The organism is Candidatus Nitrospira salsa, assembly GCF_965152625.1.
Genome location: NZ_CBCUCO010000002.1, coordinates 1704825 through 1721088 on the forward strand (window position 1 = coordinate 1704825; position 16264 = coordinate 1721088).

A 16264-nucleotide genomic window follows, 5' to 3' on the forward strand; every position below is an offset into this window, starting at 1 on the left:
GTGCCCACAAAGAAAGAACCATCGGGACGGCAACGCCTCTACTGGAAGAGCACCAGTTCCTCAGAAATAACCACCCACGACAAAAAGAGAAAAATTTCAGATTAGAAACTGAAGACACTGCAAAAATACAATGCAGGATTGTGTTTAAACGGGCTTGAAAAAAACCACGGAAAGTGGGGGAAGGGTCACGAGAAGGGAATAAGGTTGATTATGATAGGGAGTGGGCTCAGCTTCCACGGCTCCGGCGTTTCCCATATTACTCCCACCATAGATCTCAGCATCACTATTCAGTAGCTCACGATACATGCCTGCCTGCGGAACTCCCATGCGATATTGTAAACGTGGGACAGGCGTAAAATTACACGCACACACGACAAGTTCTTTTTGCTCACGAGCATAGCGAATGTACGTCAGGGTTGAATGATCGCTATCGTGTAAATCTATCCACTCAAATCCTTGCCAATCAAAATCGACTTCGTAGAGAGACGGCTCAGATTGATAGAGGCGATTGAGATCTGCCACATAGCGCTGTAATCCCTGATGAGGTGCATACTCCAACAAATGCCATTGTAAGCTGTCATCATGATTCCATTCCCACCATTGGCCAATTTCGCATCCCATAAACAACATTTTTTTACCGGGATGTCCCCACATGTGTCCATAAAGTGCACGAAGATTCGCCATCCTCTGCCAATTATCTCCAGGCATTTTGTCGAGGAGTGCCTTCTTCCCATGCACCACTTCATCGTGTGAAAGAACCAGCACAAAATTTTCTGTAAAGGCATACATCAGACCAAACGTGACTTTATTTTGGTAATATTTACGATGAACTGGATCCATGCTGAAATATTCAAGCGTGTCATGCATCCATCCCATGTTCCACTTAAAGGTAAAGCCTAGCCCTCCGGCATACGTTGGGCGCGAAACACCAGCCCAGGCCGTCGACTCTTCGGCAATCATGACACTCCCGGGATGCTCCTGATGAACCATGACATTAAGCTCTTTCAAAAACTCCACCGCTTCGAGGTTTTCGTTGCCTCCGAAACGATTCGGCATCCACTCGCCAGACTTTCGTGCATAGTCTAAGTACAGCATCGAGGCCACGGCATCAACTCGAAGACCATCAATGTGATATCGGTCAAACCACATCAACGCGCTATTGATGAGAAAGGTTTTCACTTCCGTCCGACCATAATTAAAAATGCGGCTTTTCCATTCAGGATGGTACCCGAGACGTGGATCTTCGTGGTCGTAGAGATGAGTGCCATCAAACCAGGCTAATCCATGGGGGTCGTCAGGGAAATGAGCCGGGGCCCAGTCCATCAGCACACCAAGATTCGCCTGGTGACAGGCATCAATAAAAGCCATAAAGTCTTCTGGAGATCCAAACCGACTGGTCGGAGCAAAATACCCGGTCGATTGATACCCCCATGAGCCATCGAACGGATGTTCAGTGACCGGCATGAGCTCGATATGAGTAAAGCCCATTTCCTTCACATAAGGAATAAGCGTTTCCGCCAACTCACCATAGGTCATCCATCGCGATTCCTCTTCAGGGACTCGTCGCCACGAAGCAAGATGGACTTCGTAAATCGAGTACGGCGTGGCTAATGGATTTTGCTTGCCTCGCCTTTCCATCCACTCGTGATCCTGCCACTGATAACGAGTGGTGGTTCGGATAACCGATGCCGTCTTTGGCCGAAGCTCGGCCGCTGTGGCATAGGGGTCAGCTTTTAAAAACGGAGCATCTCCATTCTGAGAACGAATCTCATACTTGTAGACCTCTCCCTCTTGCAGCTCGGGAATAAACAATTCCCACAGTCCACATCCTCCACGTGATTCCATGAGATGACGCCGGCCATCCCATTCATTGAAATCCCCGACCACACTCACTCGCTTCGCATTAGGTGCCCAGACAGCAAAACTGACACCTTGAACGCCTTGATGCTGACACACTTGCGCCCCAAGCTTGTCATACGCTTTATACAACTTGCCTTCTCCAAATAAATGGAGATCATACTCTGACAGGACCGGGTCAAACGCATAGGGATCACGACGTTCATGTCGCTCCCCATTCTGCTTCACCACTTGAAACCGGTAACCAACCTTTCGAGCGTCAACGGCGCACTCTAATGCAAACAAACCGTCCGACGTCATCGTCTTCATCGGATGGGATTGCGCCTTTTCGTTATCGAACAACACATTCACGCTGGCAGCTTCAGGAAACAGTGCCCGAATGACACTACGAGTTTTTCCAGTCCCCTCTTGGAGATGAGGACCGAGGTAGGCAAACGGATGGCCTTCTTCTCCGTGAATTAGACGCATGGTTTGTTGATCAAGGGGTGCGGACATGGTAAATAAGTGTAGTAATGTCGAATGTTATTCCGTATTATAACCTATCGAGCCTGAAATTTCTCATGTCATTTGCCTTAATTGCCGCTCTGATGATGGTTTTCTTCGCCGTAGCCTTTTCATTGCAGAATGCAAGCGAAATCACCATCCATTTCTTTGCCTGGACGTTTCAGGGATCATTGGTGATCGTTCTGCTCACCACGCTCGCCCTTGGCGTGATCATCAGCCTCCTGGCCTCCCTTCCCGCACAAATGAAAAAAAGCCGAATGATTGCTCAACAGTCTAAACAAATCGAACAGCTGAAACAATCAACAAAACCTTCTCACTCTCCACGGATCCACACAAAATCGCTATGAATGATCACGACGGTTCCAAACCACGAAATCATCAACGAGAGCGCGTGTCCCAGCGAGTCTTAGCCATGATTATGGCCGGGGGAAAAGGTGAGCGGCTCATGCCCCTCACGGAACAGCGAAGCAAGCCAGCTGTTCCCTTTGCCGGAACATATCGTATCACAGATTTTGTCCTTAGCAACTTCCTGAATTCCGGTGTTCTGGCCATGTATGTCTTGGTTCAATATCGTTCTCAATCTCTGATTGAACACCTACGTCGTGCCTGGCGAAGTGGAGGACCACATCGCCAATCGTTCATTACAGTCGTTCCTCCACAAATGAAAGGGCGAGGCAAGTGGTATGAAGGCACGGCCGATGCGATTTATCAAAACATTAATCTCATACGCGATTTTGCTCCTGGATTAGTGGCAGTCTTTGGTGCTGATCATATTTATCGCATGGACATTCGGCAGATGATTCAGTTTCATCTAGATAATCAAGCCGATGTGACCGTTGCGGCCCTTCCGGTCCCACTTCAGGCCGCAAAAGGATTCGGTATCGTGGAGGTCGACCAGGAGCAACGGATTATTGGCTTTGAAGAAAAGCCCAAATCACCAAAACCAATGCCGACCAATCCGGAAATGGCCTACAGCTCGATGGGCAATTATATTTTCAATGTGGATACGCTCATTCAGGCGCTCGAACAAGACGCCAGTGAATCCGGCACGCATGACTTCGGAAAAGATATTATTCCCTCACTGACAAAGACACACCGAGTGTTAGCGTATGACTTCATGAAAAATGTCGTACCAGGGATTCATCCGTATGAAGAATGGGGTTACTGGCGAGACGTTGGCACAATCGATGCTTATTGGCAAGCAAACATGGATGTCCTCGGGGAAACGCCAATATTTGATCTTCGCAACGTGAACTGGCCCATTCAAACCGATGCATCCCTTGAACCCGTGGCCAGCTTAGTCCGAACCCGAGTCGATGATGCCATGGTTGGGCAAGGGAGTCTTGTTGTTGATGCAAAAATTACACGCTCTCTGATCGGACGCAATGTTCGCATTGGAGAAGGAACCGTCATTCAGGAATGCGTCATTCTCGATGGCACGATCATTGGCCCAAAATGCCGATTACGCCGTGTCATTGCTGATCGATTCAATGTTATTTCCGCTGGGACGGAGTTAGGATTCCACAAGTCCAAGGATTCTCCAATTAGTACGGTTGGCAAATCCGGCTTGATTGTTCTTCCGCGAGGTCAATCGTACGGCGGCCGAGCCGTCATCGATCCGATTAACCCTACGTAAGTTTGCATTCCATGCCCATACCCAGTCGACGCATTCCAGTTTCTACCTATCGCCTTCAATTCAACCAATCGTTTACGTTTAAGAATGCGGCCGATCTTGTTCCCTACCTCCACGACCTCGGCATTACGGACTGCTATGCCTCTCCTTACCTTAAAGCGCTCCCTGGTAGCACCCATGGCTATGACGTCATTGACCCCACCAGACTCAACCCTGAACTGGGCAGTGAAGATGACTACCAGCAATTCATCAATGCCTTAGAGCAGTATCACATGGGTCACATTCTTGATGTCGTTCCCAATCATATGGGAATTGATCAATCCGCTAACCCTTGGTGGCAGGATGTCTTAGAAAACGGTCCCAGCTCAAAGCACGCCAAACTGTTTGACATCGACTGGAATCCCGTCAAACCTGAGCTTGAAAATAAAGTATTACTTCCCATTCTAGGAGAGCAATACGGAATCGCGTTGGAAAATCAGGAAATTGCCCTATCCTATTCGGATGGACGATTTTTCTTTCAATATTATGATCATCAATTTCCGATCGACCCTTCAACCTGGACACTCATTCTCACATTTCGCCAGGATGACCTGGCACAACAGCTCAACCCTGACGATGCCCATTTGCAAGAATTTCAAAGCATCATTACGGCCTTATCGCATCTCCCATCAAGAAATGAACATGACCAGGAACGCATTGCCGAACGATATCGAGAAAAAGAAGTCATTCAGCGTCGCCTTTCCAGCTTATGCCAAGAACATTCCGATATCGCCGAGTTCATCAAAGAAAATATTCGTATTTTGAATGGGGTCAAAGGCTCAGATCGAAGCTTTGACTTACTTGATGCGCTCGTAAGCAATCAAGCCTATCGTCTGGCCTTTTGGCGTGTGGCGGCTGAAGAAATCAACTATCGACGTTTTTTCGATGTGAATCAGCTTGCGGCAATCCGTATGGAAGAACCTCAGGTCTTTACAGAGTTTCATCAGTGCGTATTTCATCTACTCAAAACAGGGGCAATTACCGGGCTTCGCATTGACCATATTGACGGGCTGTTTGATCCGAAAGCCTATCTCGAGCAATGGCAGGCATGGGCTCGCGAAGAACTCAACCTTCCATTTGACGCGCAGAACCGATCAATCTTCATCGTAGTGGAAAAAATATTAGGGAAGTCTGAATCTCTGAGTGAGGAATGGCCGTGCCATGGCACAACAGGTTATGAATTCTTGACCTTGCTCAATAACCTCTTTATTGACACACAACATGTACGAAAATTTGACGATCTCTATAACCGTTTTACCAAACCTTCCGGAACATACAACGACCTCATTTATCACTCCAAAAAACTCATCATGAGTAGTGCAATGTCCAGTGAGATTAACGCATTGGGACATCAACTCAGCCTTCTCTCCGAACGGAATCGCCGTTCACGGGACTTCACCTTAAACAGTTTAATTCATGCCGTTCGCGAAATTATTGCCTGCTTTCCAGTCTATCGTACGTATATCACCTTCGATCCCAGTGAAGGCGTCGCCGATCGTGATCGACTATATATCCGTCTAGCCACGGCTCGAGCCAAACAAAGAAATCCGGCCATTAACAATCTGGTCTTTGACTTCATCCGCGACCTCCTCTTGAAGGTGCCGTTTGACGGATCACATCTTGATTGGCGCGACGTCAATAGTTTCATTATGAAATTCCAACAAACCACCAGCCCGGTCATGGCAAAAGGCGTCGAAGATACAGCGTTTTACATCTATAATCGATTAACATCATTAAACGAAGTCGGGGGAGAACCTGACCAATTTGGCATTTCACTCGACCACTTTTACGAACAAATGCTTATACGAAAGAACACATCACCGTATAGTATTTCTGCAACAGCCACCCACGACACAAAACGCGGCGAAGACGTTCGAGCTCGCCTCAATGTGCTTTCTGAACTTCCCCAACAATGGCGAAAACACGTCAGTCGATGGTCACAGCTCAATAAAAAAGCCAAACAGATCATTGATGAACAAACCATACCTGACCGGAATGAGGAATATTTTCTGTACCAAACGATTCTCGGCTGCTGGCCTTTTACGCCACTTGAGGGACCAGCCCTTGAGAAGTTCACAAACCGTATTCAGGAATATATGCTTAAGGCCCTTCGCGAGGCGAAAGTCCACTCAAGTTGGCTCAACCCAAATGAAGCCTACGAATCAGCCATTCAAGAGTTTATCGCCCACATACTGAAACCCACACGTTCTCGAGCCTTCCTCAAAGACGTCCTCTCCTTTCAACACATCGTCGCACACTATGGCATGGTGAATTCACTCTCGCAGGTGTTGCTCAAGATCACCGCACCGGGCATTCCAGATTTTTACCAAGGAACTGAATTGTGGGATTTCCATTTAGTCGACCCTGACAATCGCCGACCTATAGAGTATGAAAACCACCGGCAAGCACTTGAGGACCTCAACCAGACTCAACAACGCGATGGAACCCTGGCATTACTGCGACAATTGCTTGAGCACCCTCATAATGGACACCTCAAACTCTGGACAACCTTGAAGGCCCTTCAATATCGAAAAGCCCATGCCTCCCTATTTCTAGAAGGCGATTTTCAACCTCTGGAGTCCGATGGGCCACAATCGCCACATGTCTGCGCATTTGGTAGAATAGAAGGTGAGCAGGCTGCAATAACGATTATCCCGCGCTTTATTTCAAGTCTCTGCCCTGAGTCGGGACAATGGCCGCTTGGGAAAGAGGTGTGGGAGGGCACGAATCTTTTGCTTCCCGATACATTGGCTGGTTCGCGATTTACGAATGTACTCACAGGAGAATCGATTGCATCGACGGAACACCATGAAAAAGCTATAGTACCGGTACATGAGATTCTTGAACATTTCCCTGTCGCTTTATTAGAGAGGACCGCATGACAATATTAGAACACAACAGCGAACACATTCCGAAAGAAGACAACGAAGCAGATCAAACGTTTCAACAAGCCAACCTCGGATGGGAAGGGCATGTTCACTTTCCAACGGGCGTCCCACTCTGGGAACGAGTTCTTGAGAGCTGGCCGGAATTGAGAACAGGCCTCGCCTATAGTCTTGTGTTTGGAGCTGGCGTGTTGCTAGGAAGTGCCGTAACGACATTCGTTGGGAATAAACAGCAGAGACACTCATAAATCATACCATATCAAGGGAGAGACCGATCATGGATCATCAAGATTATTCAGACGACTCAGGCTGGGTCAATACGTTCGTTTTTATTGCGGGAGTCGCCCTTGGTGCTGGCGCGGCCTTGCTAATGGCCCCCGAACCTGGAACTTCACTGCGAGGACGATTAGTTCGAGGAGCGAAAACGGCTCAGGAAGAGTTCACAGGAATGGCAACCGACACGAAAAGCACCCTCAACACCCTGACAAAGGATACTCAGCAGACATTAAAACAAGCGGCATCACGTGTCACAGCCGCTGTGGATGCAACCAAACAGTCAGTCAAGTCGCCGTCTAACGAAATTTCGATCGACTCCTGAGGCTCAAGGACGCCGATATCCCTGTCGTCACATACATAATATTAAGACGACAGCGAACCTCCTTGTCATCCAATTGTTGAAAAGAGGGTTTAAGGTTTACCGACAAAGGTCGAATATACGGCCATGGCGTTATGTTCTACGGCGTCTGTTCTTCTCATCGTATACTTGTAGAAAGTCTTGATGAGACAGAGAATGAGAAAAGAACTTAACGCGCTCTTCAAATAAATCTCAGTGTCGACCCCATCACCAAACACAAGAAACGGTACAGCTTTATACAAACGCTTCTGCTCTTCTCATGTTGTCTGACCTTTTGGCCAAGAGAATTCTTCAACGTGAAGGAACATCACGCTCGTGACTGGGTCAACTCAAGCCAATAGCTCTCGCTAATCCGATCCCTCTGTCCGTAGGATCAGTCACGAGTCTTCACCATTTACGGTTCAAGATAGTCGAGCAACAACGGTGATATACTTCCGTTCTTGCGTTTTCTATAGAGCGAATTTCCAAACGCTCAGGACAACACTCACTACACAAATTCCCATGTGAGAGGAAAACACAATACGATGAAGGCCTTACTCCTCACCAATGAATATCCTCCGTATAATTATGGAGGGGCCGGTGTACACGTTGAATATCTCAGCCAAGAACTTGCCAAACTGATGCAAGTGGAAGTGCGGTGCTTCGGTGACCAGAGAGTGACTGAACCCAACCTTCACGTCAGAGGATTTGAATTGGATAATAGTCAGTACGGATGTCCCAAGCCCTTAGTTTCCGTATTTGGAGCCATGCAGAGAGGACTCGACTTCAATTCCTTTGGCATCGATGCTAGCCTGATCCACTGTCACACCTGGTATACCCATCTCGCCGGCATTTTGGCCAAATTGAATTATGGGATTCCACTGGTAATCACCACGCACTCCCTTGAACCCTTACGTCCCTGGAAACGGGAACAACTGGGGGGTGGCTATGATTATTCACTATGGCTAGAACGAACGGCACTCGAAATGGCCGACGCGGTTATTGCGGTCTCTCACGGAACGCAACAAGATATTCTTCGCCATTTCTCCATTGCACAAGATAAGATCAAGGTGATTCATAATGGCATTGATCTCTCAGAGTACACAAAACAGACCTCAACCAAGGCCCTTCTCCGTTACGGGGTTGATCCAGAAAAACCCTACGTGTTGTTTGTGGGTCGAATTACCAGACAAAAAGGCATTGTGCATCTGGTTCAAGCCATTGAGCACTTAAACCCAGAGTTCCAGGTCGTCCTCTGTGCCGGAGCACCTGACACACCTGAAATCGAAGCGGAAATGGAACGTGCCGTTCAAGACGCATCCAAGAAAAGACAGGGAGTGATTTGGATTCGTGAGATGCTCGACAAACCAAGTGTCATTGAATTCTATTCACATGCGGCCATCTTCTGTTGCCCCTCGATCTACGAACCATTCGGCATCATTAATCTTGAAGCCATGGCTTGCGAGACGGCCATTGTGGCATCAGCCATCGGAGGCATTCCAGAGGTAGTCGTGGATGGAGAAACAGGCACACTTGTCTCGCTGCAGCAACATCAAGAATCGCCATTTTCGCCCGTCAACCCGGAACAATTCTCCAATGATTTAGCCACGGCCATTAACGAACTGATGGCCAACCAGAACCAGCGCGAACACTATGCCAAAGCCGGTCGGAGACGAGCTGAAGAATTGTTTAGTTGGTCAGCCATTGCACGACAAACTCAAGCACTCTATGAACATCTCCTGACTCTTTCGTAACATCCAATACTTCATCAATTAAAAGATGACGTCAGAAACGATGATGGTTGATCGGCAAACAATACGCTTGGTTAGAATATCCAACCTCACGCTTCTTGTTCTTGCTCATTCAGCAGGATGATGCGAAACTAACACCATGACGACTCCCACGCTCTCCTACAATCAACTTAAAACTCGATTACGTATTGGCATGGCCATCAATGCCATCATTATCGTGGCAGAATTCATTGGCGGATATGTGATTAACAGCATAGGCCTGATGAGCGATGCCGGCCATAATCTTATCGATCAAGGCTCACTCTTCCTCGCGTTATATGCGCATATTTTAGCAGCCAGACCGGCGACTGAAGATCGAACCTTTGGCTATCATCGTGCAGGAATTGTCTCTGCGTTTGTCAACGGATTAGTGTTACTGCTCACGGCAGGAATCCTCGCTGCTCTGGCCATCCATCGACTCACCGATCCTGTCGTTGTTCCAGGAGGATGGATGATCATCATTGCACTCGTCAGTTTTTTGGCGAATTTATCAGTCGCCTTACTCCTTCAACACGGCGCAAAAGACGATCTGAACATTCGCGGGGCCTTTATGCATATGCTCGCCGATGCCTGGGTCTCACTTGGCGTCGTAGCCTGCGGCATTGGCATTCTCTATACTGGCTGGACAGCACTTGACCCACTCATTAGTCTTCTCATTGTGATCGTCATTGCCAGAGGTGCTTGGCCGATTTTTCGCGAGTCGCTTGACGTCTTGTTAGAATCCACACCACCCAGCATCAATCCCACCAATGTGGTGAAAGCCATCGAACGAATTGGCGGGGTTCAGAATGTGCACGACCTCCATATTTGGGCCGTCGAACCACGCCTCATTATGTTGACCTGTCATGTCTTAGTTGATTCGGAACATGAACAGGAAAAAGATGTTCTTCTGAACAGTATTCAATCAATGATTATCGCCGATTTCGGCATCCACCATCATACCATTCAGCTAGAAACTCACTGTACGGAACCTGATACTGTTCATTGCGATTTGAATCGACTGACGAATGGAGAAATGAGCCCAAGCTTTACGCATTCGCATTCTTCTCATTCTTCTCATTCTTCGTAGAAACCTGAACCTTACGTCGCAGGTACGACGGACGGCTCCTTTTCTCGGCCAAACCACGAAGATTTGGCTACAAGGAAACCTATACTCGCCCCAAGCACGAGACCTAACGTCCATCCGGCAAACACATCAGTGACATAATGCGCCCCCAGATAGACACGTGACAAACCAATGAGCCCGACCAGTGGCCAAGTAATCCATGCCGTGCGTGGGTACAACATATGAAGAAAAGCGGCGGCTGTGGCAGAATTGACGGCATGGTTCGAAGGCATGCTCATCGTTCCTCCACATCCGACCAGTTCATGGATACTCGCCAAAACATGACAGGGACGAGCTCGGTCGATAGCAATTTTCAATTGACCGCCGATGAGATCACTTAATCCAATCAACAGCGCCAATGTCGGCCCCGCAATCCTGGCCTCTCGCCAGTTCGTCCATCCCCAATAGATGACGAGGAGACTACATGGAAAGAGCAAGTTTCCCTCTTGCGAAAATTCGTACATCATCCAGTCCAATATTTCAGAGGCCCCAGCCTGGCTATTAATGCTTCTGAATAATTGCTCATCCCAACTCATGACAGACACCTACACACTCGCATCACATTTCCCATCTAAGTCCGCTCGAGTCCAGACTTCTTTGTTCTCATAAAATATGGTACATTCACGAAACTTTTTTACTTATTGAGGTCGTATGCTCATCGATAGTCACGTTCATTTAGATGATGAACGATACAATCCGGACCGTGCTGAAATATTTGAACGTGCTGAGGAAGCCGGGGTCGAATCCTTTATCACGATTGGCTGTGATTTGGCGACAAGTCGTGCAGCGGTTGAATTGGCTGATCGACATGCCAATGTATATGCCACGGTTGGCGTTCATCCACACGAAGTCAAACATATCCAAGACTCGTGGTATCAAGAATTGAAGGAATTGGCCAAACATCCCAAAGTCGTTGGATATGGGGAAATTGGATTGGATTTTCATTATGACCATTCCCCTCGTGAGATCCAACGACAACGGTTTCGCGAACAAATTCAACTGGCCCATGAACTCCAGCTTCCCGTAGTCATTCATACTCGTGAAGCTCAGAATGACACTATCACGATTTTGCGTGAAGAGCACGCGGCGAAAATTGGAGGAGTCATCCACTGCTTTTCAGGAGATGCCACGTTAGCGAACGATGCCTTAGGTCTCGGATTTTATATTTCGTTTTCTGGAATTATTACATTTCGCAATGCTTCCGAACTTCGAGAAATTGTGAGAACCGTCCCTGATGACCGCCTGTTAATTGAAACCGATGCTCCCTATTTGACTCCGGTTCCCTATCGCGGGAAACGAAATGAGTCGGCCTACATTAAACAGGTGGCAGAAAAAGTTGCAAAAGTGAAGGAGGGAGAAAATCCTGAGGCGTTCGAACGAATTGCAAAAATTACAGCCACCAACGCTAAAAGACTGTTCAACCTCAGTTGAAGATTAAAATTTCTTCAACTTTCTCAGACGCTGCCGTACCGCTTTCGGAAGTTTTCGGGGATTCCCTTTTTTGTCAGGTCGACGCATCTGATTCATGTCAGGATCATCGTGTAATATGGCCGATTCGGCATGACGTGAAGACACTGTCTGTTCTCGGAGTTTTGTTAAGAAAACTTGCGATCGAAGCACCATGGCACCATGCGCTTGAGCCGTGGCTATAATTTCATGATCAGAAGAAACCACAACACAGTTCTGACTCTGTGCTCGTACCATACGCTGAATCACCTGATCGGCTTGTTCACCTTGTTTCGTAAAAATCACTGTCACCCCGGTACGATGTTCATGATGTTGAGTGCCTCCATGTTGCCTCCATGCATCAAAAACCACGGTAATGGTATGTCCGACCCGGTGTTGATACGTCGCCAGATCGTGCAGGAGACGCTCACGAGAGGCCTCTCCATCTTGACCTGTCGTCCGAGAGCCACGTTCTGAAGCGCCCAAAAGATTATACCCATCAATGATGACATGCGTTGCCATGATGAATCACAGGCTATCGAACGATTGCTGTACAGTCAAGAATTCTGGAATCCCATCTTTCTGGAAGCTTGACAAGACCGCAAACTTCTGAGAAATAGTTAGATATAGACTACTATGCCACCACTGTCACGAATTCTTATCATCTGGACCCTCTTTATCGTCTTTGGTCCAATTCCTCTTTCAAGCTCTTTTGGGGTGCCCCAACCCGTCTTCCCTCCAGCAAGTCTTACTGATCCAAAAATACAACCCTTCGTCCACCCTGTTGCAACAAAGAAGTCGTCTCGTCCTCAAAAAGCTCGAAAATCGTCGTCATCGATGGTCCAAAACGTTCGCTTTCATAAATATCCAGACCACACCAGACTGGTGATTGATCTCAAAGGCCACATACATTTCAAAAAGCGAAGCACGACGAAACCAGAACAAGTGGTATTTGAACTAGACAATACCCGTCTCAGCACCCAAGCCTACAAGAAGACTCAACGAAAAGGGTTTCCACAAGTGGTTCAACTCGCTCGACAATGGAATAAACCCGTCACGATCACGGTCGATCTTTCGACGCTCGACAAATATCAAGTCTTGACCTTAAAAAACCCGAATCGTCTGGTCTTAGACCTTTTTCCTTCCTCTGCGCCTCCTCCACCTCAAACTAAACCTGCACCGCCTCAGGTGGTCAAAAAACCTGCGCCAAAACCAAAACGCCTCACACCAGTCAAGGTCGTCCCAACCGCAAAGCCACACAACCCACTGCTCATTGTGATTGATCCAGGGCATGGAGGAAAAGACCCGGGAGCGCTGGGCCGAAAAGGAACGAGAGAAAAAGACATTGTGCTGAAAGTTTCAAGACAACTGAAAGCCATGATTGCCGAACGACTCAATGCGAAGGTCCTCATGACTCGAGAAAAGGATATCTTCATTGAACTGGAAGACCGGGCCAAATTTGCTAATAGCAAGAAAGCCGACCTCTTCGTCTCAATTCACGTGAACTCGCATCCCAAACAATCGGTCAAAGGCTTGGAAATCTATCATTTTGGAAAAGCCAGTGATCCTCGAGCCCTCGAAGTGTCTGCACGAGAAAATGGAACACCGTTAAAAGATAATGGCCCGGCCTGGCAATTTATCCTTGCCGATGTCTTGGCAGATAAAAAAATTGACGAATCCAGAGACTTAGCGTGGATTGCACGCAAGGCCTTAGTCGGAAAATTACGAAAACATTACAAGATCAAAGACCACGGGGTCAAAACGGCTCCCTTCTTTGTTCTCCGCATGACGACCATGCCAAGTATTCTGGCCGAAATAGCGTTTGTCTCCAATCCAACAGAAGAAAAACTCATCACAGGCAAGACCTACCAAAAACGCGTTGCTGAAGGAATTTTTCAGGGCATTAAAGCGTACATTACCCCGCTCCAGACCGTTTCACGGTAACACCGACTCGTCACTCGTACCTGCGCGCTGTGCCGACTCCGCCATAGTAGTTTCGTGGCTACGACGGCCGGGAGCGCACCGGCGCGCAAGCGTGAAGCGTATCTCGTCTTTCGTTGAAGATAGCCAGAGCCGTTGTTTTCTCACAAAACCCGAACGACACATCACGAAATACGCTGCTGGTCTTGTTCGTCCCAAGTTTTGTTACTTCTTACTCTAATAGATTATCTTCATAAGCTGCCTAGTGTTCTTCTGAAAAGACCTATGATAGGTTAGAGTCTTCGATTACAACGCATCATGTTTTCATACAGTGATGGTCAGACATGACGACATACAAAGTGACACTCGAATACGATGGCACGAATTACGCCGGCTGGCAGTATCAACCTCAGCAACCGACCATACAAGCGGAGGTTGAAAAGGCGCTCACCCAAATCACGCAAACACGAACATCGGTTATTGCTGCCGGGCGAACCGACGCTGGCGTGCATGCGTACGGACAAGTAGCGAGCTTTCAATCTGAAAAACCACTGTCTTCTCAGGAATGGGTACGTGGGCTCAACGGCCTTCTTCCAGCAGATATTGCCGTACAACAAGTCGAAGAAGTAACGGACACCTTTCACGCCCGCTACAGCGCCAAAGGAAAAATCTACGAGTATCGAATCGCACAAACCCCGCATCGCTCAGCTCTCGAACGATATCGCCTCTGGCATATATCGAAACCGCTAGATCTGAAGGCTATGCAGGAGGCAGGAGCATTACTAGTAGGCACTCATGATTTTTCATCATTTCAAAATTCCCCGACTGATACAAAAAACCCAGTCTGCATAGTCGAGTCATTCACATTGAAGCAAGAAGACATGCTCATCCGCATTCAAATCCAAGCCAACCGATTTCTGAAACAAATGGTCCGGTCCATAGTCGGCACCATAATGGAAGTGGGGTTAGGGAAGCGTCATCCAAGTGATATCAAACAGATTCTCGAGGCTGTTGACCGTTGCGCGGCAGGAAAAACTGCCCCACCTCATGGACTGTATCTCATTAAAGTGTTGTATGACTGAAGTGATAGGGGCAAATCAGGATAGCATTTTATTCTCAGCATAAGATTCCTTGACAGGAAATAAGGAGATTCCCAGAATCAAGGTATGCCGAACATCGAAACCACTCTGACACCAGAAGAATTATCACAAGTCTGGGCTGACCTTGCCCAGGATCATCAGCTCCCTGATTGGTATGAACTCACCGAACATGGAGAAGTGATTATGAGTCTGAGGCCAGAAACGCGCCATCAGCGCATATGTGCCAGCATTGCCTTTCAGCTTCAGCGGCAACTCGGTGGTGAAGCCGTATACGAAGTGGCTGTCCTCACCGCAACTTCTGGTGTTCGCGTGCCTGATGTCGTCTGGATGCCTCAGGAAAGATGGGATAAAGTCTCTGCCACTGATTAACTTCGGAACCCCGACCTCGTCGTAGAAGTCCTCTCCCTAGGTAATCGTTCAACAGAGATCAACCATAAAAATCAGGCGTAGAAATATTCTGGTAGTCGTCTGAAAAGTTCGTCAGGGGAAGATGCCATTTTCAGCAAGACACAACAAAAAGTTGAATGCCCCTTTTCTACATCTAACAATTGCGAAGAACGGCTCGCTGCTGCCGCTTCGTTCTCGGCACTTTTCCATATCGCGCCCGAGGTCAATTACATTGTTATACCGCTGCCTGCTGCCTCAACTGCTTTGAGGAAAATGAATATACCTCAAAGCAATCATAGAATATAGCTTCGAACGCATAACAGTTATTTTCCTCGTCGAATCGAAGGCGATACTTAAACACCTCCTGATTCTCGCCCCTGATTGGTTCTGGGCCAAGAAACTGTCTGGATACCTCTACAGCATCTAGTGTGGGCTGATGCGGAACAACGTTATCGGACGAAATCCCGCTGAAGAAATTGGGGGATTCAACAATCATCGGCAAGCTCCATTTTCGTTTATAGATGTCAAAGAACAGTGCCCTCGCCAAGTGATCAACGCAAGCATCAAAGCGCCTCCGATTGATCTGCAAGACTTGCATTCCTTCAGTAATCGGCCCTCTATCTTCAGCTAATGATCTGAAGACATGCCCACTCCTGTCTACGGCGGGAATCAGTTTTTCATCAAATTGGTGCATTGCTGCCGAACTATTCGGAGCTGTCACGAGTAGGATAACGTAGCGCAAATATTCATCGTCTTTTGATTTTCTGGAATTGTGGAGATCGCACGATGGAACAGTTACGAGATTGCAGCGCAAGTTTCGACCAATACTGTTGGTTTCAGGAAAGAAGCACAACGGCGGAGCGTGCTCACGCGATGTTGCAGAAGAATCACACATGTAACAGGTCGATTCTAGCGTCATTCCGGCACCCTAGAACAGTTTAGTATCGATCTCTAGGTAGTATCCTATCAAACTGACAAGGACTAT

Annotated in this window: 15 protein-coding genes; 11 read left to right on the forward strand and 4 right to left on the reverse strand. The window is 47.7% G+C overall.

Going from position 1 to position 16264, the window contains the following annotated elements; translation table 11 throughout:
• Positions 1-144: 144 nt before the first annotated feature.
• Positions 145-2325, reverse strand: coding sequence for a 1,4-alpha-glucan branching protein GlgB (glgB, locus tag ACWQXP_RS09645; RefSeq protein WP_454062607.1), 2181 nt, complete (start codon positions 2323-2325; stop codon positions 145-147).
• Between the two features lie 92 nt (positions 2326-2417).
• Between glgB and ACWQXP_RS09650 the strand changes: the two genes are divergently transcribed.
• The 7 genes from ACWQXP_RS09650 to ACWQXP_RS09680 all read left to right on the forward strand — a co-directional run bounded on the left by ACWQXP_RS09650 (position 2418) and on the right by ACWQXP_RS09680 (position 10390).
• The gene (locus ACWQXP_RS09650) at positions 2418-2708 is read left to right on the forward strand and encodes a LapA family protein (RefSeq protein WP_454062608.1); all 291 of its coding nucleotides are present in this window, start codon (positions 2418-2420) and stop codon (positions 2706-2708) included.
• Positions 2705-3997, forward strand: a complete 1293-nt coding sequence (gene glgC, locus ACWQXP_RS09655; RefSeq protein ID WP_454062609.1) for a glucose-1-phosphate adenylyltransferase — start codon at positions 2705-2707, stop codon at positions 3995-3997. The genes ACWQXP_RS09650 and glgC overlap by 4 nt, the downstream gene beginning before the upstream one ends.
• An 11-nt stretch (positions 3998-4008) precedes the next feature.
• Entirely contained in the window at positions 4009-6915 is a 2907-nt protein-coding gene (gene treY / locus ACWQXP_RS09660) for a malto-oligosyltrehalose synthase (protein ID WP_454062610.1), read from the forward strand.
• Positions 6912-7166, forward strand: coding sequence for a hypothetical protein (locus ACWQXP_RS09665; RefSeq protein WP_454062611.1), 255 nt, complete (start codon positions 6912-6914; stop codon positions 7164-7166). Before treY ends, ACWQXP_RS09665 begins: the two co-directional genes overlap by 4 nt.
• Positions 7167-7195: 29 nt before the next feature.
• Complete coding sequence (locus ACWQXP_RS09670) at positions 7196-7516, forward strand: YtxH domain-containing protein (RefSeq protein ID WP_454062612.1); 321 nt, start codon at positions 7196-7198, stop codon at positions 7514-7516.
• 560 nt (positions 7517-8076) lie between these two features.
• On the forward strand, positions 8077-9285 hold the full coding sequence (gene glgA, locus ACWQXP_RS09675; RefSeq protein ID WP_454062613.1) for a glycogen synthase: 1209 nt from the start codon (positions 8077-8079) through the stop codon (positions 9283-9285).
• Between the two features lie 136 nt (positions 9286-9421).
• Positions 9422-10390 carry a cation diffusion facilitator family transporter gene (locus ACWQXP_RS09680; RefSeq protein WP_454062614.1) on the forward strand — a complete coding sequence of 323 codons (969 nt, stop codon included), beginning with the start codon at positions 9422-9424 and terminating at the stop codon, positions 10388-10390.
• An 11-nt stretch (positions 10391-10401) separates the two neighbouring features.
• Here the strand turns inward: ACWQXP_RS09680 and ACWQXP_RS09685 are convergent, their stop codons facing one another.
• Entirely contained in the window at positions 10402-10962 is a 561-nt protein-coding gene (locus tag ACWQXP_RS09685; RefSeq protein ID WP_454062615.1) for a phosphatase PAP2 family protein, read from the reverse strand.
• Positions 10963-11077: 115 nt separating this feature from the next.
• Here ACWQXP_RS09685 and ACWQXP_RS09690 point away from each other — a divergent pair, with 115 nt between their 5' ends.
• Positions 11078-11857, forward strand: a complete 780-nt coding sequence (locus ACWQXP_RS09690; RefSeq protein ID WP_454062616.1) for a TatD family hydrolase — start codon at positions 11078-11080, stop codon at positions 11855-11857.
• A gap of 3 nt (positions 11858-11860) precedes the next feature.
• On the opposite strand, the gene ACWQXP_RS09695 is transcribed toward ACWQXP_RS09690, so the two are convergent.
• The gene (locus ACWQXP_RS09695) at positions 11861-12394 is read right to left on the reverse strand and encodes an NYN domain-containing protein (protein WP_454062617.1); all 534 of its coding nucleotides are present in this window, start codon (positions 12392-12394) and stop codon (positions 11861-11863) included.
• 114 nt (positions 12395-12508) lie between these two features.
• On the opposite strand from ACWQXP_RS09695, the gene ACWQXP_RS09700 reads away from it, so the two are divergent.
• The 3 genes from ACWQXP_RS09700 to ACWQXP_RS09710 all read left to right on the forward strand — a co-directional run bounded on the left by ACWQXP_RS09700 (position 12509) and on the right by ACWQXP_RS09710 (position 15261).
• Complete coding sequence (locus ACWQXP_RS09700) at positions 12509-13816, forward strand: N-acetylmuramoyl-L-alanine amidase (protein ID WP_454062618.1); 1308 nt, start codon at positions 12509-12511, stop codon at positions 13814-13816.
• Between the two features lie 320 nt (positions 13817-14136).
• Positions 14137-14874 (forward strand): tRNA pseudouridine(38-40) synthase TruA, encoded by a 738-nt coding sequence (gene truA, locus ACWQXP_RS09705; RefSeq protein WP_454062619.1) that lies wholly within the window; start codon positions 14137-14139, stop codon positions 14872-14874.
• Positions 14875-14958: 84 nt separating this feature from the next.
• A complete protein-coding gene (locus tag ACWQXP_RS09710; RefSeq protein WP_454062620.1) occupies positions 14959-15261 on the forward strand; it encodes a hypothetical protein in 303 nt (100 codons plus the stop codon).
• Positions 15262-15514: 253 nt separating this feature from the next.
• Here ACWQXP_RS09710 and ACWQXP_RS09715 read toward each other — a convergent pair whose 3' ends face one another.
• A complete protein-coding gene (locus ACWQXP_RS09715; RefSeq protein ID WP_454062621.1) occupies positions 15515-16174 on the reverse strand; it encodes a hypothetical protein in 660 nt (219 codons plus the stop codon).
• Between the last annotated feature and the right edge of the window lie 90 nt (positions 16175-16264).